Source organism: Flagellimonas sediminis (genome assembly GCF_010500845.1).
GTDB lineage: Bacteria > Bacteroidota > Bacteroidia > Flavobacteriales > Flavobacteriaceae > Flagellimonas > Flagellimonas sediminis.
Map to the genome: position 1 here is coordinate 1 of NZ_JAAAMI010000005.1, position 22,107 is coordinate 22,107.

At 44.5% G+C, this 22,107-nt stretch carries 15 protein-coding genes; 11 read left to right on the top strand and 4 right to left on the bottom strand.

Annotated elements, in window-relative coordinates; genetic code table 11:
• Positions 1–170: 170 nt before the first annotated feature.
• Positions 171–3,182 (top strand): VPS10 domain-containing protein, encoded by a 3,012-nt coding sequence (locus GTK07_RS10815; RefSeq protein WP_163635266.1) that lies wholly within the window; start codon positions 171–173, stop codon positions 3,180–3,182.
• 133 nt (positions 3,183–3,315) lie between these two features.
• On the opposite strand, the gene GTK07_RS10820 is transcribed toward GTK07_RS10815, so the two are convergent.
• Together GTK07_RS10820 and GTK07_RS10825 are read right to left on the bottom strand one after the other, a co-directional pair.
• Positions 3,316–3,534 carry a hypothetical protein gene (locus GTK07_RS10820; protein WP_163635267.1) on the bottom strand — a complete coding sequence of 73 codons (219 nt, stop codon included), beginning with the start codon at positions 3,532–3,534 and terminating at the stop codon, positions 3,316–3,318.
• A gap of 11 nt (positions 3,535–3,545) precedes the next feature.
• Complete coding sequence (locus GTK07_RS10825) at positions 3,546–4,043, bottom strand: DinB family protein (RefSeq protein ID WP_163635268.1); 498 nt, start codon at positions 4,041–4,043, stop codon at positions 3,546–3,548.
• A 253-nt stretch (positions 4,044–4,296) separates the two neighbouring features.
• Between GTK07_RS10825 and GTK07_RS10830 the strand changes: the two genes are divergently transcribed.
• The 5 genes from GTK07_RS10830 (at position 4,297) to GTK07_RS10850 (ending at position 7,783) form a co-directional block, all read left to right on the top strand.
• Entirely contained in the window at positions 4,297–5,259 is a 963-nt protein-coding gene (locus tag GTK07_RS10830; RefSeq protein WP_203583785.1) for a helix-turn-helix transcriptional regulator, read from the top strand.
• A gap of 78 nt (positions 5,260–5,337) precedes the next feature.
• Positions 5,338–6,192, top strand: a complete 855-nt coding sequence (locus GTK07_RS10835; protein WP_163635270.1) for a methylated-DNA--[protein]-cysteine S-methyltransferase — start codon at positions 5,338–5,340, stop codon at positions 6,190–6,192.
• A gap of 26 nt (positions 6,193–6,218) precedes the next feature.
• Positions 6,219–6,932, top strand: coding sequence for a 2OG-Fe(II) oxygenase (locus tag GTK07_RS10840; protein ID WP_163635271.1), 714 nt, complete (start codon positions 6,219–6,221; stop codon positions 6,930–6,932).
• The gene (locus GTK07_RS10845) at positions 6,916–7,185 is read left to right on the top strand and encodes an Ada metal-binding domain-containing protein (RefSeq protein ID WP_313790801.1); all 270 of its coding nucleotides are present in this window, start codon (positions 6,916–6,918) and stop codon (positions 7,183–7,185) included. The genes GTK07_RS10840 and GTK07_RS10845 overlap by 17 nt, the downstream gene beginning before the upstream one ends.
• On the top strand, positions 7,166–7,783 hold the full coding sequence (locus GTK07_RS10850; RefSeq protein WP_163635272.1) for an alpha-ketoglutarate-dependent dioxygenase AlkB family protein: 618 nt from the start codon (positions 7,166–7,168) through the stop codon (positions 7,781–7,783). Before GTK07_RS10845 ends, GTK07_RS10850 begins: the two co-directional genes overlap by 20 nt.
• A gap of 3 nt (positions 7,784–7,786) precedes the next feature.
• Here GTK07_RS10850 and GTK07_RS10855 read toward each other — a convergent pair whose 3' ends face one another.
• Both GTK07_RS10855 and GTK07_RS10860 read right to left on the bottom strand, forming a co-directional pair.
• A complete protein-coding gene (locus GTK07_RS10855; RefSeq protein WP_163635273.1) occupies positions 7,787–9,328 on the bottom strand; it encodes a vanadium-dependent haloperoxidase in 1,542 nt (513 codons plus the stop codon).
• A complete protein-coding gene (locus GTK07_RS10860; protein ID WP_163635274.1) occupies positions 9,318–10,277 on the bottom strand; it encodes a transporter in 960 nt (319 codons plus the stop codon). The genes GTK07_RS10855 and GTK07_RS10860 overlap by 11 nt, the downstream gene beginning before the upstream one ends.
• A 415-nt stretch (positions 10,278–10,692) precedes the next feature.
• Between GTK07_RS10860 and GTK07_RS10865 the strand changes: the two genes are divergently transcribed.
• From GTK07_RS10865 to GTK07_RS10885, 5 genes are all read left to right on the top strand, one after another.
• A complete protein-coding gene (locus tag GTK07_RS10865) occupies positions 10,693–13,446 on the top strand; it encodes a helix-turn-helix and ligand-binding sensor domain-containing protein (RefSeq protein WP_163635275.1) in 2,754 nt (917 codons plus the stop codon).
• Positions 13,447–13,676: 230 nt separating this feature from the next.
• Positions 13,677–16,715: a SusC/RagA family TonB-linked outer membrane protein gene (locus GTK07_RS10870; RefSeq protein WP_163635276.1), complete on the top strand. Its 3,039-nt coding sequence runs from the start codon at positions 13,677–13,679 to the stop codon at positions 16,713–16,715.
• 10 nt (positions 16,716–16,725) lie between these two features.
• Positions 16,726–18,270 (top strand): RagB/SusD family nutrient uptake outer membrane protein, encoded by a 1,545-nt coding sequence (locus GTK07_RS10875; protein WP_163635277.1) that lies wholly within the window; start codon positions 16,726–16,728, stop codon positions 18,268–18,270.
• 24 nt (positions 18,271–18,294) lie between these two features.
• Positions 18,295–20,667 carry a LamG-like jellyroll fold domain-containing protein gene (locus GTK07_RS10880; RefSeq protein ID WP_163635278.1) on the top strand — a complete coding sequence of 791 codons (2,373 nt, stop codon included), beginning with the start codon at positions 18,295–18,297 and terminating at the stop codon, positions 20,665–20,667.
• Positions 20,668–20,709: 42 nt separating this feature from the next.
• Positions 20,710–22,080: a glucoamylase family protein gene (locus GTK07_RS10885; protein ID WP_163635279.1), complete on the top strand. Its 1,371-nt coding sequence runs from the start codon at positions 20,710–20,712 to the stop codon at positions 22,078–22,080.
• Positions 22,081–22,107 lie beyond the last annotated feature (27 nt).

Here is a 22,107-nt window from a genome sequence, read left to right on the forward strand (position 1 = left end):
AATCAATGAGAAAAAAAATTAAAAATAAACGTTAACTTCAGCACCAAAATGAGTCGATCTCGTGCACTTGATTTGCACTGCTCACTTTCATCCGCCGCAGGTGGTATACATTGACCGCCCTATCCACAGTATTCAGTAGATTTGGAAAAACCAAACTATTCTACTGAATCATGCAAATCAACTACCGTTCTTCTCTATTCCTTTTTACTTTTTTTCTGACAACCATAATCTTCGCGCAAGATTTTGAAGCTTTTCAATACCGCACCATTGGCCCAGCACGTGGAGGTCGTGTTACCACGGTAACAGGAACCGCTCTGGAACCCGGCACCTTTTATTTGGGTGCATCCGGTGGAGGAGTTTGGAAAACAGAGGATTACGGAACTTCATGGTCCAATGTTTCGGATGGCTTTTTTGATACACCATCCATAGGAGCCATTGAGGTAGCCGAAAACGATGCCAATATTGTGTATGTGGGCACGGGTTCCGATGGTATCCGAAGCAACATCATTGCCGGTAAAGGAATGTACAAGTCCATTGATGCTGGAAAAACTTGGGAACACATTGGATTAGAAAACGTGGGCCAAATTGGGGCCGTAGAAATTGATCCGACCAATAACAACATAGTTTGGGTAGCTGCTATTGGCAATGCTTTTAAATCCAACCCTGAAAGGGGTGTTTTTAAGACCACGGATGGTGGCAAGACTTGGGAAAAGGTATTGTTTGTTTCCGATGAGGTAGGATTTGCCGATCTGGAGCTGCTTCCTGGCAACCCCAATGTGGTGTATGCTGCAGCATGGAAAGCACGCAGAACCCCATGGACCATCGATTCCGGTGGTGAAAACAAGGACGGTGGTATCTACAAATCCGTGAATGGAGGAAAAGATTGGGTGAAACTGGAAGAAGGATTGCCCAAAGGCCTCATTGGTAAAATAGATTTGGCCGTTTCCCCAGTGGATTCAAGAATCCTATATGCCGTTATTGAAGCCCCGGACAAAGAAAGGGGACTATATAAATCCGTGGATCAGGGCAAATCGTTTACCCATGTTTCCGACAATGAAGATTTGGTGAACCGACCCTTTTACTATACCAATTTGGAGTTGGATCCCACCAATCCCGATATCATTTATTCCAACGCCAACCCATTGATAAAATCTACCGATGGTGGTAAAACTTGGAAACAAATGAGCGTGCCACACGGTGACAACCACGATATTTGGCTCAACCCCAACAATCCCGATTTGTTGATCCAATGTAACGATGGGGGTGCCAATATTTCACATAACGGAGGAAAAACCTGGTCCACCCAGTTTAACCAACCCACGGCGGAAATCTACCAAGTAGCGGTGGATGACCAATATCCGTATTGGGTATATGGTGCCCAGCAAGACAATACCACCATTGCCATTCCTAGCACGGCCCCCAGCGCAACGACCACTCCCGGAACACCCATCATGTTGAACGTGGGCGGGTGCGAAACCGGGCCCGTGATCCCCATGCCCGGCAATCACTATATGGTCTACAACAATTGTAAAGGGCGCTTCAGTGTGTATAGCAAAAAAACAGGGATCGACCGTGAATACTCCATTGGGGCTTCCAACATCTATGGTCATAATCCGAAGGATTTAAAATATCGCTTTCAAAGGGTAGCGCCCATCCATGTGTCGCCGTTCGACCCAGAAGTGGTGTATATGGGGTCCCAATTCCTGCACAGGACCAGTAACGGAGGTAAAAATTGGGAGATCATTTCCCCAGACCTTACGGCCAACGAATCGGACAAACAGGTCATCTCAGGGAATCCCATCACAAGGGACATCACTGGGGAAGAGTATTACAGCACCTTGTATTCCATCAGGGAATCCAAGATTGCCAAAGGCACCATTTGGACGGGTTCCAATGACGGCGTCATTTCTGTAACTAAGGATGGTGGCAAAACTTGGAAGAACGTCACACCCAAAAAACTGCCCAAAGGTGGAAGGGTAGAATCCGTGGAACCCTCCCAATTCAACCCAGCAAAGGCCTACATTGCTGTGGAACGTCACCTGCTTGGAGATAACAAGCCCTATTTCTATAAAACGGACAATTATGGGGAAAGCTGGGAATTGATCAGCACGGATTCCAATGGTATTCCTTCTGATTATTTTGCTCGTGTACTCCGTGAAGACCCCGTTCGTGAAGGATTGTTGTATGCCGGTACGGAATATGGCATGTTCGTTTCCTTTGATGACGGGAAGACTTGGAAGAAATTCCAGCAAAACCTTCCCATAGTGCCGATTACCGACATTATCTTGTTCCGTGGGGACTTGATTTTGAGCACCATGGGTCGCGGTTTTTGGATCATTGACAACATTACTTCCTTGGAAGACCAAAATATAGCCAATTTAGGGGATTCGGCAGTGCTCTTCAAACCGATCAATACCATCCGTTATGATAGTCCAAGGGGAGGCGATTTCCCAGATTACCCATCTACCAGCGTGCTCATCGATTACTATTTGCCCAGCGATATGAAGAGCGGGGTGCAGTTGGATATCCTCGATGTTCAAAACAAGGTAGTAGCCTCCATTGTTAGTGATTCTACCCAATTGAAGTCAACTAAGGAAGAGGTTGAGGACATGGGACTGAACATGACCTTTGTATATCTGGATAAAAAACTGGAGACCAAAAAAGGCATTAACCGATTCGCTTGGGACCTTCGTCAAAAAGGGCCTTGGGACAAAAACAAGAACAGAAGGTACAAAGGCGGACCTGTAGTTCCTCCTGGAATGTACAAAGCAAAATTAACGGTGGGGGACACCACTTTTGAACAACCCTTCGAGATTTTGATAGACCCCAAATTGAAGGAGGATGGGGTGACCTTGGACAACATTTTGGAACAACAACAATTAGTTTTCGAAGTGATTGATTTGTTGTCCGATGCCAAAATGCTCCAGGACAAATTGGAAAAGAAAATCAAGGAACTTGAAAAATCAAAAGTAGGCGATGACAAACTAGACCATTACAAAACCATTTTAAAACAATTGAAAAATGAGGAAGGGGCCTATCCACAACCCATGATGGTAGGTCAAATCTCCTATTTGTACTATATTTTGTCAGGGGCTGATAAAGAGCCCGGACAGGAAGAGAAAGACCGATATAATGAATTATTGGGCCAATTCAATGAATTGAAACAAAAAGCGGGCATCTGACCCAAAAGATCATGATGCCGACTTTTTTTGAAGGCTGGGTCTGATAGTCCAAAAACGAAGTGCGCGGTCAAAATCCCTTAATCGGTGGTTTTGGCCGTTTTCTTTTTCAACATTTGTGCTTGGGGTAGCTTTTTCAATGGAGTTCCTCACAACTAAAGCCATTTTTTTCCAATAAGGTTGATATGTTTTGTGCCCGCACATGCTGGGTTTCGACCCGGAGAATGTTATCGCAATCCTCCAGGTCAAAATTCCAGTGTCCGTTTTTGTCGATCAATTGGTTTAATAAGGGTTTAAGTGTCTTAACGTGACCTTTGCCCAAAACCGACGTCTTAAAAACTAAAACGGTCTTCATAGCCATTGCTTTTATCGCTCGTAGAAAAATGGTGGCTCAATGTTCAGCGAACGTAGGTACACATAAGCTTGCCCTCTGTGATGGATCTCATTGTCGATAAAGTAGAAAATGGATGACTGAACGGTACCTTCATACTGTCCGAAGAGCTTGATATACTCCTGAAAATGCTCCAAGCCGAGTTGACTCCAAAGCTGGTTGATTTCTTCGGTGGATTCGTCCCATAGCTGTAATACTTTGGATTTATCGTTTCCAAAATCGATCTTTTCCTCCAATTCAGTGGTTTTTCCACCCACAATTTCCCTAAGTCCGGGTACTGCAATGGCCAAAAGTTCGGAAACCATTTCGGAAAACGGTCTCATGCCACCAATACTATGGTTGAAGAACTCTTTTTCTGGGAAAGCTTCGATCACACGTCGGGTCAACCCCCGGTGTCCTTGCCAGTGCTCCAATAATTGGGCAGGTGAAATGACTTGATCCATTGTTTGCTGTGTTGTTGTTGTTTTTTCCATGATGTTTTATTTAAAGGATTTTAGAATTTGAACCAAAGGTAGAAGGGGGGTGTGACAGCCCTGTGTCAACAGAAAAAAAAGAAGGGCAAAAAAAATATTCTTGACAAACTGTTGTCACTGGCCATAAGTAATATTGCTTGAAAATAAAGGACATACATTGGATTGTCCTATGTAAAATCATTTAAAAATGAAAAGGAAATCATCTCCCGGCTTTGGGCTTAAGTCCTATCTTTGGGAGATAGCCTATGCAATTATGGGAATGGATACCGTAAAACGTTTTGATAGGATTGTCGCCATCTTGATTCAGTTGCAGTCCAAAAAGATTGTAAAGGCCCAGGAATTGGCCGACCGTTTTGAAGTGAGCCTTCGTACCATTTACAGGGATATCAGGACATTGGAGGCTTCCGGAGTGCCCATTGCGAGTGAGGCAGGCATTGGTTATTCCATTATGGAAGGGTACCGTTTACCCCCTGTCATGTTCACCCGTGAAGAAGCTGGAAGTTTTGTGGCCGCGGAGAAGTTGATGCAAAAGTTCACCGACAAGTCCCTCGGGGCGTATTATGAATCGGCCATGTTCAAACTCAAATCCGTGCTCAGGGGGAGGGAAAAGGACTGGGTAGAGGCACTGGAAAACCAGGTTTCCATAGTGCCAGGGCAGGAATTGTTCAACAAGGAGGTACCGGATGCCCTCGAGATCTTGTTTGAGAGCATTGCGGAGCGGAAACAGGTTTTTTTGCGGTATGAATCCCTTCGGGAAGAAGATCCTTCGGAACGGAAGATAGAACCTGTGGGCCTTTTTCATGAGAACGGCTATTGGTACATTCTAGGGTATTGCCACCTTCGGATGGATTACCGTCATTTTAGAACGGATAGGATCCATCGTATAAAACGAACCCATGAACCTTTTGCCTTGGAGCATGGCACTTTGGACGAACATCGAGAGAAAAGGGAGAACGTGCAAAAGACCAAGGTAAGGATCTTAGTTGACAAGACCGTTGCCAAATACATCCGAAATGGAAGGAAGTATTATGGTTTTGTTTCTGAAAAAAATACGGATCAAGGGGTAGAAATGACCTTTATGTCCATGGATATGAACAATGGTTTTGCCCGCTGGTACCTCATGTTTGCCGATTATGCTACCATTCTGGAACCCGAAGCCCTTAAACAACGAGTGTCGGATATCTTGCAGAAAAGCCAGGAAAAATTGTTGGGTTGATGAGGTGAATTAAGTTCGCAAGATTCGGGTTTTAAGCCCAAGTATACGCCCCTACATTTGCTCCAAACAAAATAGATCATGACAAGTCAAGCAGAATTCAACTACAACCGGATTGCCAAGGCAATTGCGTTTATTCAGGAGCACTTTCAGGAGCAACCCTCCTTGGGAGAGATTGCTGAGACCATACATGTAAGCCCATATCATTTTCAACGTTTGTTCACCGAATGGGCAGGGGTAAGCCCTAAAAAGTTCATGCAGTACATCAGTGTGGAGCATGCCAAACAGCTATTGAAACAGAAAGGGACCACCTTGGCCGATGTCGCATGGGATACCGGATTTTCGGGCACGGGCAGGTTACACGATCTTTTTGTGGGCATTGAGGGGATGACCCCAGGGGAGTTCAAAAATGGGGGTGAAAATCTGTTTATCAATTATAGTTTTGCAGAAAGCCCTTTTGGTAAAATGATAGTGGCTTCTACCGAAAAGGGTATTTGCCACATGTCTTTTATGGAGGATGCACAGCTCGCCTTCAACGAACTGAAATCCCGGTTCCCGAATGCCCATTACCAGCAATTGTTGGACAAGCACCAGCAAGATGGTTTGTTCATCTTTCAGCACGATTGGAGCAAACTGGATCAGATCAAACTGCATTTGAACGGCACTCCATTCCAATTGAAGGTATGGGAAACCTTGCTCAAGATTCCTATGGGAAGTCTGGTCACCTATGGTGATATTGCCCAAAAGATAGAAAAGCCGAATGCCTCGAGAGCCGTAGGGACAGCCATAGGGAACAATCCTGTAGCGTTCTTGATCCCTTGCCACCGAGTGATCCAATCCACTGGAAAGATTGGAGGGTATATGTGGGGCAATACCCGAAAAACGGCCATTATTGGTTGGGAAGCCGCGCAGACCGATGCCAACATGGAAGCCTAATTGGTATAATCAAAAGTTGATACAGAATGGATAGGATTTCAGAGAGCATCAGGCACCTGGATTGGGATGCCATTGGTGAAAGTTTACATAGCAAAGGGTATGGGCTGATATCGAACCTTTTGATCGATGTAGAGGTAGAGCATTTGAAAAAGCTCTATGACAAGCCGGATGGGTATAGAAAGACAGTGGCTATGGAGCGCTATCGGTTTGGGCTCGGGGAGTATAAGTATTTTGATTACCCCTTGCCGGAAATCATTCAAACCTTAAGAACGGAACTTTATCCGCATTTGGCTCCTATTGCCAACCTTTGGATGAAAGCCCTGAAAATTGATGCCCATTTTCCGAAAACCCATCAACAATTATTGAAGGAATGTAGGCAGAACCATCAAACCAAACCAACACCTTTGATCTTGAAATATGGAGAAAGAGGATTCAACACCTTGCACCAAGATTTATATGGTGAGGTCTATTTTCCCATGCAGGCCGTGCTATTTTTGAGCGAGCCTACTGTGGATTACGCAGGTGGGGAGTTTGTACTTACCCAGCAGACGCCCAGGGCACAATCCAAGGCCATAGTGTTGCAACCTAAAAAAGGGGATGTGCTGCTTTTTACCACAAATTTTAGACCGGTACAAGGGAAAAATGGCTATTACCGGATGAACATGAAACATGGAGTCAGTGAACTGCATTGGGGGGAGCGCTACACCTTGGGAATCATTTTTCATGATGCCACCACTTGATATGATGGAGCATGAAAATCTAACGGATTTGGAGGTTCGACAGGGAATCAAGACGGGGATAATCCAATATGGGGGCAACAGGAAGTTGAAGATTTATGGTACCTTGAAATGCAAATCGGGAAAACGGATGAAAAGGGAAAACCGGGTTTTCTTTGGCACTGAAAGGGAAGCCATAGCAATGGGATACAGGCCCTGCGGACATTGTTCGCAAGAATTGTTTAAAAAATGGAAGGATGGATTTGTTCAGCAATGAAGTGGATCACAACTACAATTGGTTGCCAAAGGACGGTACGGTAAACTACTACGGCACCATTATGGATTTGGAGGATGCCAATGCGTATTATCAAAAATTGATGGAGACCATTGCTTGGGAGAACGATGTGGCCGTGATTTTCGGCAAACGCATCGTAACCAAACGGAAGGTGGCTTGGTATGGCGATCAACCTTTTGATTACACCTATTCCAACAACACCAAGAAGGCCTTGCCATGGACCAAGGAGCTTTTGGAGCTGAAAAAACGGTCTGAGGAGCTCACGGGAGAGGCCTATAATTCTTGCCTATTGAATTTGTACCATTCCGGGGAAGAAGGGATGGCTTGGCATAGTGATGCCGAAAAGGAGCTCAAGAAAAATGGGGCCATTGCCTCGATGAGTTTTGGAGCGGAACGAAAGTTTGCCTTCAAACACAAACAGACCCAGGAAAAGGTGGGGTTGGTGTTGGAACATGGTAGCCTGTTGGTGATGAAGAGTACCACACAGACCCACTGGTTACACCGATTACCGCCCACCAAAATGATTAAGGCCCCAAGGGTGAATCTCACCTTCAGGGCCATAAATAGTCATCAAGTTTAGATTTTAATTGTCCGCTCCGTCCGCTTTGGCTCGGTCAATGGTGTATTGGGCGACTTCCCTTCCTTGATCGGTGCCCACAAAGGCATCAAAACTCCAGTGAATGCCCCCATACACTCTAGAAATGGCTGCTTCCTCGGCCCATCCACGCACTTTGGCCGCCTCATCGGGAAAAATATAGGCCAATACTTCGGATGCCGCTGCTGAAAATACGCTGTGTCCTGAAGTATAACTTGGAAAGTTCGGAGTGCCCGCTATGGTTTCAAAATTGTCGATCATTTGGATGGGTCGCGGATAATGGTAATAGTATTTGGCATCCCAACAACTGATTCCGGAATCCATGATAGCCATGTTCATATAGGCCAAGGTTCGTGTGGTTTGTAGCGGATTCAATTGGTGCTCCACAATCATTTCATTGGCAATACGGTTCCAATGTCCGGGTGGAGTATAGGTACCCAATCCGTCCTGCCAAAAATTGGCAATCCTTCGGTGTTCGTCGGTCATGTTACGGGCAAAGTCCTTCAATAGCTCCACATCATCCAAAAATTCTTGCGAATCCAATTGTGGGGGTGCTATAGGTCGAACGCTCTCCACGTCATCAATGCTCCACATGGTCACTTTTCCGAACAAAGGAGTAAGTCCTACGGGACGTTCGGGAATCTCCAGATTGTCCCAAGCCCAGCCGAATCGATCATAAGCAGCTTGCTTGATGGAATCCGAGACAGCTTTTGGGGTCTGAGCATTTTTCATTCCATCATTGGCAGCCCTAGCCAAGCCTGTTGTTGCAACGGCATCCCCAATGACAAGCCCTGCATCGATATCACTCTTCACATAACCGCCCGACAATAATAGGCTTTCCAAGTTTTCTTCTTCCAATCCTTGGAGATACTCGGCTTCAAGGGGAAACATAGCCGTTAAGATATTCCTTGAGGCCCTTGCAATCACTGCACCATCCGAAGGATAGGAGGGAATATCATTTTCCTCATAGGCATAGTCAATAGCTTCATCCAATTGATAAGGAGCAGCTCGATTGTACTCATATTTATAGTGCCATGCCGTGATGAGTCCATCAAATTGCGCTACGGAGATATAGGCAAGTGCCCTACACGCATATGGCGGGTGAGCAAAGGGAAATGCCGGTGGACCTTCGGGATTGGCCTGATTGGGCAACGTATAGGAGCCATCTGCATTTGGACCTGGGATAAGGTTGTATTTGGCGATAAGCTCCAAAGCAATCTCGTTCCAACGGATGGCAGGATTATTAGTCCAATACTTTACCGCTTTCTTTTGCTCGGAGGTCATGTTGTCCATAACTTGTTTCACTTCAGCTAGCTCATCCTGATAGGCCTGAGAATCCGTTGCATTGGGTGCATCCACTGCAATGGAAGCACCGGAATCCTCCAAAACTGGGGTCCAATCCCCTCCATTTTCATTGAGTTCCGTAAAGCTATACCCTTCATAGGGCAAGTATCTTGGCGTGTCCTTTTCGCAAGAGACCAAAACGACAAGGCCGAAGGTCGAGATAAGGGTTAGTATTTTATTGCGCATCTTGTTCATCGGTTTGTTTTTTGATTACGTTGAATTGGTAGGTGATCCCAAATCCGGTGTTACTCATTTTTGGGGCATTTCGGCCATCTACGATTCGGTTGTGATAGGCCACTACTCCCAATCCCTTTATCGATTTAAAAAAGTATTGGGCAGAAAATCCAATCCTGTCAGACTCAACTTTGTTGGTAGGTTGGGCGGCATTGTAGGCCCTGATGTCATCCCCGCTGGTCGAATTCAGGCTGAAGTAGCTGAGCTCCAGTTTCAAGGACGTATTGAAAAACCATTTACCTAGGATTCCTTCGTAAGTCACCGCATTGGGCACATCCATCCAAGCGGTGTAGTAGCTCCCGTTGTTGTAATAATAATCGCGTTCCGCTTCGGTATACCCTCTCCAAAGATGGGCCAATGCAGCGCGGATATAAAAGCCGTTGTTCCATTGGTATTGACCTATCCCACGCAATGAAAATTCGGGAGCACCCGATCCAATACTGTAAGGCCTATAATCGGAAAGGTAATTGGATATGGGTGTGGAAAAACCTGCCGTTGCCAACGCGGAAAGTCTGCCATTTCCCACTTCTGTCCGAACGGCTCGGTATTTTATGGCAAATCCAATATCCTGAAATCCCCGTGCCCCTGTGAATTTACCCCCATTGGGTTCAGAGGATTCGGTGCTGACATAGGGAAGACTTATGTAAAAATTGAGGTTGTCCAAAATCCCAATGGCGGCCATGGGCAAGATAATATTCTGGTCTACTGTGGCAATGGTTTCGTTTGATCGGAGATTAGAACCTTCCCAATACCTATCAAAGGAACCCAAGTCATAAGAAAAGAGTACGCAGACATTCTTGGAAGGCATCATCAATGCATCCGATGGGGTCTGTGCCGAAAGCGAATAGGGCAGGACCATATAGGTCAATCCCAAAATGAAGGCACATAATGTTGGGGCCACCTTTTTTTTATGCCAGGGGCACCCGTGGCGAAATAATTTTTGAAATGTCATGTTAAAGTTCGGTTGTGATTTACAAGTATTTAATTATCAGTTTTTGAGGGAATTTTAGTTTGTGCAAAAAATCATTCGGGGCTAAAATAGTATCATGTAAAATCAATTGGGATTAAGGTTTTACCAAGAAACATTATGAAAAAGACAATCAGGTTGTCCAACGGTTAAAATGGATTAGGAAAAAGTAAATTCCATGACAACGATCATCAAATTGGATTAACAAAGGCCAAACTTTTAAAAGTATTTTGTGACAGGCGGCAGATGGAAGGATGGAATACTTTTGATTTGCGATTATTTGGGAAGTGGATAGTTTTGTAATTTAAGGGAAACAAAAGACCTTTGACCTTAGGCTAAACAGGACATAATGCTCAAAAATCTTTTTAGGATAGTACTTTATTTTGTTCCCTTTTACATTTTTGGACAGAATCTGTTACCGCCCATATATAACTATAGGTTGTCAGAATATAAGGGTGCTAGTAAGAATTGGGATGTTTCGGCCAATGCCAATGGCGAGTTGTTCGTAGCTAATAATAAGGGATTGCTCCATTTCAATGGCGAGCAATGGACCTTGAACAAATTGCCCAACAACACTATTATACGTTCGGTTGAATGCATTGGTGATCGGGTTTATACCGGATCATACGAAGAGTTCGGCTATTGGACCAAGAATGCAATAGGGGGATTGGAATATACCTCGCTTACTCATTTAATAAAGGATCACACGTTTACAAGCGAGGAATTTTGGGAGATTTATCCTGCAAAGGATGGAAACGTGCTCTTCCGTTCCTTCTCCGCAATCTATTGTTACAAGGGAGATAAGATTGTAGTGGTAGATCCTCCCCATGTGGTGACGGATATTATCGAATACGAGGACAAATTGATCGTGGCCGGAGGTTCCCTCGGATTATTTGAGGTGAAGGATAAGGAATTGGTGCCGCTTCCCGATCAGGATTCCCTTTTGGGAAAAACAGTAACCGATATGGTGGTTTTTCAAGGGAAATTGCTTGTGGGAACCAAACTGAACGGCTGTTATCTGTTCGATGGGCTAAAAATGCAACCGTGGGAAGACAAGATCAACAATGAACTCAAACAGCACCAATTGAACAAAATTGCCATGTTGGGACAAGGTCAAATTGGTTTTGGTTCCATCAAAAACGGGATTTATATCTATGATGTTGTCACAAAGGATTACCAAGTCCTTAATCGTGAAACAGGACTGGAGAACAATACGGTACTTTCCATCTTGCAGTTCAACGATCAATTATGGTTGGGTCTGGATAACGGTATTGCTCGTGTAAAACTTCATAATCCCATAACCTATTATACGGATTATTCAGGAACGCTGGGCATGGTCTATGATGTGGCCAGTTATAAAGGGAAGCTCTTCTTAGGGAGCAACACAGGCGTATTTTATTTTGATGGGGGAATCTTGCGTTTCGTCAACGGTTCTCAGGACCATGTTTGGGATTTGGTGGAACTGGAAGGTGATTTGATCTGTGGGCACAACACAGGAACCTATAAGGTAACCGAAAAAGGGTTCCAACAGTTGAGCACGGTTGCGGGAGGGTATGAGATCATAAAAGTTCCCGATCACGAGGCTACCTATATGCAGGGAACCTACAACGGTTTGGCAAAATTTGAAAAACTTGACAATGGCGAATGGCAGATCCAAAAGATTCAAGGTTTGGATTTTCCTGTGAAACAATTGTGTTTTGAAACCCCAAAAATATTATGGGTGGCCCACCCATACAAGGGATTTTATAGGGTCCATTTTGACGATGGTTATGATCATGTAAGCAACATCCAACAATTTGATGGAGAAGGTGCCCCTAGTCCATATAACGTGAAGATTTTTAATATCAAAACGCATATTGTACTCAATAGTGAGGGTAATTGGTACCGTTATAACTCAATAGGGGACACCATAGTTCCTTTTGAGGAATTCAGGTATTATAGGAATAAAGAGCTTTTATTCTATGACGAGGATTATTATTGGTTTGTGGATTCGGATAATGAGAAGGCCATCATCCATACCAACTTGAAGGGAGATAGCTTGGTAATAGCGGATGCTCCGTTAAGAGAAAGGTTGGCCCCCGATTCCCAAAATGTGATCAAGGTGAATGATAGTACCTCTTACATTACCCTTACCGATGGCTTTGCCAAGATCAACAATGCAAAACTGGAAAAACAGTACACAGGTCAAGAGTTGCCCGCCCCGGATATTATTGTATTGAAGGATCAAAAAAAGATCTATCCAGCATCCGCACAAGAGATTGGGATCCCTAACAGATGGTCACAATCCCTTACTATAGAAGTGGCATCGCCCCTTTATATCTCGCCTCAATTTTATTATGAATTGAGCGGTCCCAAACAATATTCCGAGTATTCGGAGAACGGTTTCATCAATTTCCAGAACCTACCATTTGGCGACTATACTTTTAAAGTATACACTCTGGGTATGGACAACGAGTTATCCGAGGCCAGTGTCCTGGAATTTTCAATAGCACCACCTTGGTATTTTTCTTGGGCCAGTTTATTGCTATATGCGGCAATCATTGTGTTGGTGATCTACTTGGTCAGACATTACAACCGCAAAAAATTATTGCGGAAGCATATGGAGTTACAAAAACAAATGGAGAAGGAGCAGCGTGAACGGATGGCAAAACTTGAAAAGGAGGAATTGGCAAAAGAAGTGCGGTTGAAGCAGAACGAATTGGCCAGCACTACCTTGAATATTGCCAAAAAGAACGAAATGATCCTGGAACTCAAGAATATGTTATTGGTCAACAAAGACAAGTTTTCAAATTCTCAGCGCTACAGGGCATTCATCAAAAAATTGAACAACTCCATTGAAGATACCGAAGATTGGAAACGGTTTGAGGTAAATTTCAAGGAACTTCATGAGGATTTCTTCGAGCGACTCTTAAAAGCATATCCCACCTTGACGCCGAAGGACCTTAAATTATGCGCTTATCTTAAAATGAATCTTTCCACAAAGGAGATTGCACCACTGATGGCCATTTCGGTGAGGGGTGTTGAAATACATCGTTATCGTTTAAGAAAGAAGCTGGAAATAGATAGTTCTGATAATCTTTCAAACTTTCTGATCACTTTTTAGGTTGAGAAAGCTCTCTGCAACTGTTAATGGGGCTCCCGCCTGATTACATCATTACTACATCACTATGTTAATTTTTTTTACATCTTCAACCGCCATACTACTGCAAATACGGCGAAATAAGGGGTTTCAGAAGGTATTTTAATGATGTATTTATTATGTAATGCCTTGGCGATACAGATACCGAGCTCTTTATTAATTTAGTAAAAATCTAACTCTATTTTTGCACAATTATGAAAATTAAAAGCAAACTATTGCTAATCTCGTTTTTGTTGTTTCAGGCGGTACTTTTCGCACAAAACAAGATAACGATTTCGGGAACGGTGCTCGATGATCAGGGTCAACCGTTGCCTGGTACCAATGTTGTCGTAAAGGGTACTACTACAGGTATCCAAACCGATTTTGACGGAAACTTTACATTGGACAATGTCCCTGGGGATGGGATTCTGGTGTTTAGTTACATCGGATTTACAACCCAAGAAGTGCCTGTGAACAATCGAACGGTCATGGAAGTCAACATGAGATTGGACACTCAAAGTCTGGACGAAGTGGTGGTCGTTGGTTATGGTACACAGAAGAAAGCAGACCTTACGGGTTCCATTGTAACCATAAATTCGGAGCAAATTGAAAAAACACCTTCTGCCAACCCCGTACAATCATTACAAGGTAAAGTAGCTGGGGTCCAGATTGTGACCACAGGCTCTCCGGGTGCTTCACCAACCGTGAGAATACGAGGTTTGGGCACCTATTCTGATGCTACCAACATCTTATATGTTGTTGACGGCATGTTTTATAGTAACATCGACTTTTTGAACCCCAACGATATTAAATCGATGAACGTTTTGAAAGATGCTTCATCTTCAGCGATTTATGGGGTGCGTGCTGCAAACGGGGTCATCATCATTGAAACCAAATCTGGTGGCAAGAATAGAAAACCGCAGATTGAGTACAATGGGTATACTGGGATACAGCGTGCACAAAATGTTTTGAAAATGGCCAATGCCGAACAGTTTGTGACGATGGCCGTGGAATCCGGTTCTACTGCGGACGTTCAATTCGTGCTGAATGCCATGCAGCGATATGGCAGGAGCAGGGTGAATCCAAACGTGCCTAATGTGAATACGGATTGGTACGATGAGATTATTCGTGATGGTTTGATACAAAACCATAGTTTAAGCGTAACAGGGGGAACAGATAATGTTTCCTATTCGTTGGGTACCAACTACTTCGCCCAAGAAGGGTTGCTCGACATGAAAAACGAATATGAAAGGTTCAACATCAGATCTAAATTGGATGTGGATGTTTTGGACAATGTTAAGGTTGGTGTCAACACGGTTTTTAGTAATGCCACTCAGTACACCCCGGAAGATTCCGCTTGGTTTAAAGCCTATTTTGCGGTACCTATTCTCCCGGTGTACGATGATTTGAATACCGACGCTACCCCAATACGGTACGCCAATGCCCAAGCTTTGGGGTATAGGGGAACCCAAAACCCGTTCCCTGATATGAAATACAATGACAACAGGTTAAAAATTAGAAAGCTGTTAGCCAACGTTTATTTACAAACCGATTTGATCAAGGATAAGTTGACCTTCAAGACAACTTACAATGTGGACTTTTCCGCTTTGGAAGAGCGCTATACCAACCTACCCTATAACATGGGATTTGGTGATCAACGGATATCTTCCATCAATAGGAAGCAGAACAACTACTATAACCAGATCTGGGATAACATCCTCACCTATAATGATACTTTTGCCGATGATCACAATGTGACGCTCATGGCAGGTGCCTCCTACAGGGATGAGGCCGCCAACCGTTTCGAGGCTACTGGTAGTGATATTGTAGGTATAGATTATGATACCTCTTGGTATCTGGATTTTGCCGATCCCCTTTCCTTCAACAATAACGTAGAAGAGGCAAATAGAAGGATTTATGGCCAATCTTATTTTAGCAGGCTCTCATACAATTATAAAGATAGATACCTATTATATGGAACCTTTAGAGCGGATAGGTCTTCTAAATTCACACAGGACCAGTGGGGTTATTTCCCATCCGTAGGGGCAGGTTGGGTGATTTCCCAAGAGCCTTTCATGAAGGACAACAATATTTTTGATTTCTTGAAGCTAAGGGCCGCCTGGGGTCGTTTGGGTAACGATAACGTAGCTGCCAGTGCAGGAGCAAATACAGTTACCAACACTACCGTGGACTTAGGCGATACCCCAGTTACCGGGATCACCGCTACCAGTACCTATACCGATTTGACTTGGGAGTTAGTGGAGGAAACGGATTTCGGTATCAACATGAGAACTTTCAACAACAGATTGTCCTTGGAGGCCGATTACTACATTAGGGATACCAAGAATGCCATTATGCCGGTTTACATTCCGATCGCAAACGTTACAGTGAGCAGGAACTCCGGTGTGATCCGTAACTCTGGTGTGGAGGTAGCATTGAACTGGACCAATGACATCACTCCCGATTTCAACTATACAGTGGGCGCCAACTTCACTACCGTGAAGAACGAAACCTTGGAAATTGAGGATGAGAGGGGATATATTGATTCTGGTTCGGCAGAGTTTCGCCAAAGAACCATTGTAGGGGAGCCTTTGTACGCTTTCTACGGTTACGAGACTACAGGTGTTTACCAAAACCAAGCCCAGATAGATGCAGATCCGGTTGCGCAAAGCGCTATTGCCAACGGTCAGGATATTGAACCTGGTTATCTGATCTATAGGGACAGAAATGGCGATGGATCTATTACTGATGAAGACAGGACCGTGTTGGGATCTTTCTTGCCCAAGTTCACCTACGGTGGAAATATTGGGATCAACTATAAAGATTTTGGCTTCACCATGAATTTCTATGGTCAAAGCGGTAACAAGATATTGAACAGGAAACGAGGAGAAATCATTTTTACCAGCGATACCAATATGGATGCCGATTTGGCCAAAAACCGTTGGCATGGTGAGGGAACCAGCAACAGCTATCCTTCTTCTGCCGGTCTAAGGGACAGTTGGAACCAAAAACTCAGCAATTTTTGGGTAGAGGATGGGGATTTCTTCCGAATCCAGAACATCCAATTGGCCTACACGTTGAGGGGTGCTAAATTGAAAGGCAATGCTCCTGACTTTAAGTTCACCCTTACTGCGGAAAGACCTTTGACCTTGTTCAATTACAACGGTTTCAACCCTGAAGTTTCTGATGGCGTTGACCGTCAAACCTATCCGGTACCTTCCATATACACAATCGGTGTTAATGTTAAATTGTAAAAAAATTGAAATGAAAAATAGTATGAACCCAGTATATAAATTGGTATTTGTCTTGATGGCCGTGCTTTTTGTGCAGTCGTGCGATGACAAATTCAATGACATTGAAGGTCAGTTGAACGCAGATGACCTAGATTATTCAGCAACCGAGGACATGGTTCAAGCGTTGGTGGGGGCCTATAATATTTTCGCAACCCGTGGTTGGGAAGAGCCTTTGCTACTATCCGTTCGTGGTGATGATGTGAATGCCGGTGGTTTGGGAGACCAACAACCCTTTGCCGATACGGATAATTTCGTTTACGATCAAGGGTATTGGATGTACAATTCCCTTTGGAACCTTCATTATGGGGATATCGTTAGTTTGAACACCGAAATCAGTCTTATTGAGAATTTCCAGGCTTTTGCAACTGAAACAGATGTGGCAAAAGGAGACCAATACATCGCCGAGATCAAGGTGATGAGAGCCTGGTTGCACTTTAACTTGGCCAGGGTTTGGGGAGATGTGTTCATCATCCAGACCAACCAGCCAGATGCCGAGATTGCAGATGGGACGGCGTCCAAAAATGATGTGATGCAGTTCATTTCCGATCAAATGGATGAGGTGATTCCATTGTTGCCCAATATGAGGCCCAATGAACGAACCGATATTCCAGGTGGGGTAACCCGTTATACTGCTTATGCCTTAAAGGCAATGGCTCATTTGGAAATGGAAGACTACCAAGGAGTTGCCGACGCCAGTGCAGCGATCATCAATTCCAATAAATTTTCCTTGTACCCCGATTTTTATAGCTTGTTCAAAAAACCAGGAGAGTTGAGCGATGAAAGTTTGATGGAGTTTCAGTTTTCGGATTATGGTTCCAGTACAGGAGACACCTTTTATCATTTGTATGCACCATTTGGTCCACAAGGTTGGACACCCGCTAGAGCCAATGCCTCGGACGGTTGGGGATTTTATGAGCCCAGCATGAAATTTATCAAGTTCATGTTGGACAGAGGTGAGACCCAAAGATTGGAAACCAGTGTGATTTTCACGGACAGAGGTATCGCAGAACTTCAAACAGATCCCAATTATGCAACGTTGCCATCATTTGTGAACAACACAACAAGAGATGGCGATATCTTTAACGATTATGCAAGGGCATTGTTCGCAAGTGGTAAACACTATTTGCCTTCCGTACAGTTGACAGATGGACGGAACAATTACGGTGGAGGAAAAAACTATATCGTAATCCGTTATGCGGAAGTCTTGTTGATGTATGCCGAAGCATTGACCCGAGGGGCATCTGGCTCAGGTATGACAGCTGATCAAGCCGTGAACCTGGTCAGGGCTAGGGCCAATATGCCCTCAATCTCTGGGGTTTCTTCAGATGACGTAATGGATGAAAAGTTTGCCGAATTGGGTATGGAATGGGGTATTCGTTACTTCGATATGATCCGTTTGGACAATTTCTCCGAGTTGAGCTATGATGGAAGGACCTTTACTGCGGACAAGCAGTTGCTACCTTACCCTCAAGCCCAAGTGGATGCACTTCCAACATTATCAGGGAGTACCGATTAACATTAACTAAATAAACAGCACAAGATGAAATACGTACTTAAATCCATATGGTTCCTTTTGGGTCTTCTGGTGGTTTCCTGTAACGAGGGGATCGACCCAATAACGGCTGTTGACGCCGGAGTGGACGCCACAGCTCCGCAGGTTACCATTACCTACCCGACCGAAGGAGTGGAATTGATGCCATTTGAGGAAGAAACATCCATTACCATCAAGTTTGAGGTTACCGACGATATTGAGGTTGCCAACGTAAAAGTTTCGATGGATGGAACCCAAATAGCCACTTTCAGTTCTTTTACTGACTATAGGATTGTTTTGGAAGAAGTGACATATAATGGTTTGGGTAATGGCGACCACGTTGTGGCCGTTACCGCAACCGATTTGGAAGGAAAGACCACTACACAAGAGGTCAACTTTGCCAAACTTGCTCCGTATAGCGCCCAATTTGATGGCGAGGTATTCTACATGCCGTTCAATGGGGATTATATGGACTTCATCAGCTTTGAAGAAGCTGGCGAAGTGGGCAATCCCGGTTTTGCAGGAGGAGGGTTCCTTGGGGCGGATGCCTACATGGGAGCTACGGACGCCTACCTGACTTTCCCGATGGATAACCTAAAGAGCAGCGAATTCAGTGCCGCATTCTGGTACAAAGTCAATGCTACTCCGGATAGGGCTGGTATTTTGGTTGTTGGTGATGATGAAACCGACAGAAACCAAGGATTCCGTTTGTTCCGCGAAGGAAGTGCCACAGAGCAACGGCTTAAGTTGAACGTCGGTACCGGTGGCGGCGAAAGCTGGAACGACGGTGGCGTGATCGATGTAACTGCTGGTGAATGGGTACATGTGGCCATTTCCATCTCCCAAACACAGAGTACCATTTATTTCAATGGTATAGAAATGTTGAGTGCAAACCTTTCCGCTCCAATTGATTGGACAGGTTGCGAACAATTGGTAATCGGTGCTGGTGGACCGACCTTCTCTTATTGGAACCACCTTTCAGATAATAGTGAAATAGATGAATTACGCATCTTCAACAAAGCGTTGACACAGAGCGATGTACAAATCATGATCAATGCTGCCAATCCATATGTTCCACAATTCGCTGGTGAGTCTTTGTATATGCCATTTGATGGGGATTATATCGATTTGATTGGAAGCAAAGCTGCTTCCCAAGTAGGTACGCCAGATTTCACCAATGACAGTTACGTTGGTGACCAAGCCTATATGGGTGCTTTGGATTCTTATATCAACTATCCTGCAGATGGATTGATGACCACAGAATTCAGTGGATCGTTCTGGTACAAGGTAGATGCTAGTCCAGATAGGGCAGGTATCATCACTATTGGCGATGATGAAGTGGATAGATTCCAAGGATTTAGATTGTTCCGTGAAGGAAGTGCCACAGAGCAGCGTATCAAGTTGAACGTTGGTACCGGTGGAGGCGAAAGTTGGAACGATGGTGGCGTTATTGATGTAACCGCTGGGGAGTGGGTGCACGTGACCTTCACCATTGCCAGCGATAAGAGCACCATTTATTTTAACGGTGCCGAGGTGTTGAGCTCGGCCATGTCCGCACCAATAGATTGGACAGGCTGTGATACCTTTACCATCGGTGCTGGCGGACCAACCTTCTCTTATTGGAACCACTTATCCGATTATAGTGCCATTGATGATCTAAGATTCTTCAACAAGGCATTATCCGCGGAAGAGGTTGCCGAGGTGTACGGTGGACAGGTAACCCCAAAAAACTTTGGATCTACCCTTTATTTACCTTTCGATGGAACCAATACCGATGCCAATAACAATTTAGCTCCTGCAGTTGTGGGTACTCCTGGGTTTGCTGGCGAAAGTCGAGTGGGCAGCGATGCCTTTGCTGGTGCCACGGATTCTTATTTGACCTTCCCAATTGATGGATTGTTTGCCAATCAGTTCAGCGGTGCTTTCTGGTACAAGGTAGATGCCGATCCAGACAGGGCTGGTATCCTAACGGTAAGCCCTCCAATGAACGGAGCAGACAATGATCTTTCCGCTGGTTTCCGTCTTTTCCGTGAAGGAAGTGCTACAGAACAACGCATTAAACTTCACGTTGGTAGTGATGGAGGTGATGTTTGGAACGATGGGGATGTAATCGATGTAACCGCTGGTGAATGGGTACACATTGCCTTTACTGTGACCGATACAGCTACCCAGATTTATTTCAACGGGGAACCTGTGGTCAATATGGGTGATATGACCGGTAAAACCATCAGTTGGGCAAATTGTTCCATCCTATCCGTAGGATCGGGAGCGCCAAACTTTATTGGTTGGAACCACCTATCGGACTTGAGCTTCATCGATGATCTTTATCTATTCGATAGAGCTTTGACACAAGAAGAGATTCAAGAAATCATGAACAAGTAAGTGCTTATTACTGGCACAAACCATTTGAGTTAGTTAGTTTTTATGAGGTTAGTTTTAATTCCAATGGCCGTTGCATCCATGCTGATAGGGTGCAATGGCCATAAAACTGAAAAAGCGGAAGAATCAACACCAACTAGTAACGATACCATTGCCTATTCAGACGAAGCGTTGCTGGATTCTGTTCAGTATCAGACCTTTGAATATTTTTGGGATGGTGCGGAACCTGTTTCAGGCTTGGCAAGGGAACGCCTTCACATGGATAATGAATACCCTTATAACGATAAGGATATCATTACCACTGGAGGTTCCGGATTTGGTCTGATGGCCATTTTAGTGGGTGTGGAACGCAAGTTCATCACCCGTGAACAAGCTTTGGAACGTTACGAGAAAATTGTTGATTTCCTGGAAAAGGCAGACCGCTTTCATGGGGCATGGCCACATTGGATGTTGTCCACCGGAAAGGTAACTCCGTTCAGTAAAAAGGATAACGGAGGGGATTTGGTGGAAACCGCTTTTTTGGTTCAAGGACTTTTGGCTGTCAAGGAATATTTTAAGGATGAAAGCGAAAGGGAACAGGCACTTGCCCAAAAAATCCAAAAACTTTGGGAAGGAGTGGAGTGGGATTGGTACACCAAAGGGGGTCAAGATGTTTTGTATTGGCATTGGAGCCCAGAGTATCAATGGGAAATGAACTTTCCAGTTGGGGGTTATAACGAATGTCTCATCATGTATGTTTTGGCAGCTGCATCGCCTACGCATCCTATTAAAAAATCGGTTTACGAAAAAGGTTGGGCGCTTAATGGTAAAATTGCCAAGGACACCGTCTATTACGGTCTGGAAACCGAATTGAACCATTACGAACATGACAAGGCTCCGGTAGGGCCATTGTTTTGGGCCCATTATTCCTACTTGGGATTGGATCCAAAAGGATTGACCGATCAATATGCCGATTACTGGAAACTGAACGTGAACCATGCCATGATCCATTACAAATATGCCTTGGACAATCCCCGAAAATACAAAGGCTATGGGAAAGACAACTGGGGATTGACCTCCAGTTATTCCATGAAAGGCTACGCAGGGCACAGACCTGGTGATGATTTGGGTGTAATTTCTCCAACAGCAGCGTTGTCATCCATGCCTTATACACCGGAGGAAAGCAAGCAATTTTTAAGACATTTGTATACCCAACAAGATAGTTTGATAGGGAAGTATGGCCCGTATGATGCCTTTAGTGAAGAGCATAGCTGGTATTTGCCAAGATATTTGGCCATAGATCAAGGACCTATTCCCGTGATGATCGAAAATTACAGAACCGGTTTACTTTGGAACCTTTTCATGGGAAATGAAGACGTCCAGAACGGACTTAAAAAGCTAGGGTTTCAATCACCCTTTTTAAAGCAAGATGATTAAAAGAAACTTATTTCTGTCAACCCTGAT

Excerpts from the sequence above, each read along its gene's own strand:
- GTK07_RS10845 (WP_313790801.1), top strand. The coding sequence starts at position 6,916 with ATGATGCCACCACTTGATATGATGGAGCATGAAAATCTAACGGATTTG.
- GTK07_RS10870 (WP_163635276.1), top strand. The coding sequence starts at position 13,677 with ATGAAAATTAAAAGCAAACTATTGCTAATCTCGTTTTTGTTGTTTCAG.
- GTK07_RS10835 (WP_163635270.1), top strand. The coding sequence starts at position 5,338 with ATGACAAGTCAAGCAGAATTCAACTACAACCGGATTGCCAAGGCAATT.
- GTK07_RS10865 (WP_163635275.1), top strand. The coding sequence starts at position 10,693 with ATGCTCAAAAATCTTTTTAGGATAGTACTTTATTTTGTTCCCTTTTAC.
- GTK07_RS10825 (WP_163635268.1), bottom strand. The coding sequence starts at position 4,043 with ATGGAAAAAACAACAACAACACAGCAAACAATGGATCAAGTCATTTCA.
- GTK07_RS10815 (WP_163635266.1), top strand. The coding sequence starts at position 171 with ATGCAAATCAACTACCGTTCTTCTCTATTCCTTTTTACTTTTTTTCTG.
- GTK07_RS10830 (WP_203583785.1), top strand. The coding sequence starts at position 4,297 with ATGGGAATGGATACCGTAAAACGTTTTGATAGGATTGTCGCCATCTTG.
- GTK07_RS10850 (WP_163635272.1), top strand. The coding sequence starts at position 7,166 with ATGGATTTGTTCAGCAATGAAGTGGATCACAACTACAATTGGTTGCCA.
- GTK07_RS10840 (WP_163635271.1), top strand. The coding sequence starts at position 6,219 with ATGGATAGGATTTCAGAGAGCATCAGGCACCTGGATTGGGATGCCATT.
- GTK07_RS10875 (WP_163635277.1), top strand. The coding sequence starts at position 16,726 with ATGAAAAATAGTATGAACCCAGTATATAAATTGGTATTTGTCTTGATG.
- GTK07_RS10885 (WP_163635279.1), top strand. The coding sequence starts at position 20,710 with ATGAGGTTAGTTTTAATTCCAATGGCCGTTGCATCCATGCTGATAGGG.
- GTK07_RS10820 (WP_163635267.1), bottom strand. The coding sequence starts at position 3,534 with ATGAAGACCGTTTTAGTTTTTAAGACGTCGGTTTTGGGCAAAGGTCAC.
- GTK07_RS10880 (WP_163635278.1), top strand. The coding sequence starts at position 18,295 with ATGAAATACGTACTTAAATCCATATGGTTCCTTTTGGGTCTTCTGGTG.
- GTK07_RS10855 (WP_163635273.1), bottom strand. The coding sequence starts at position 9,328 with ATGCGCAATAAAATACTAACCCTTATCTCGACCTTCGGCCTTGTCGTT.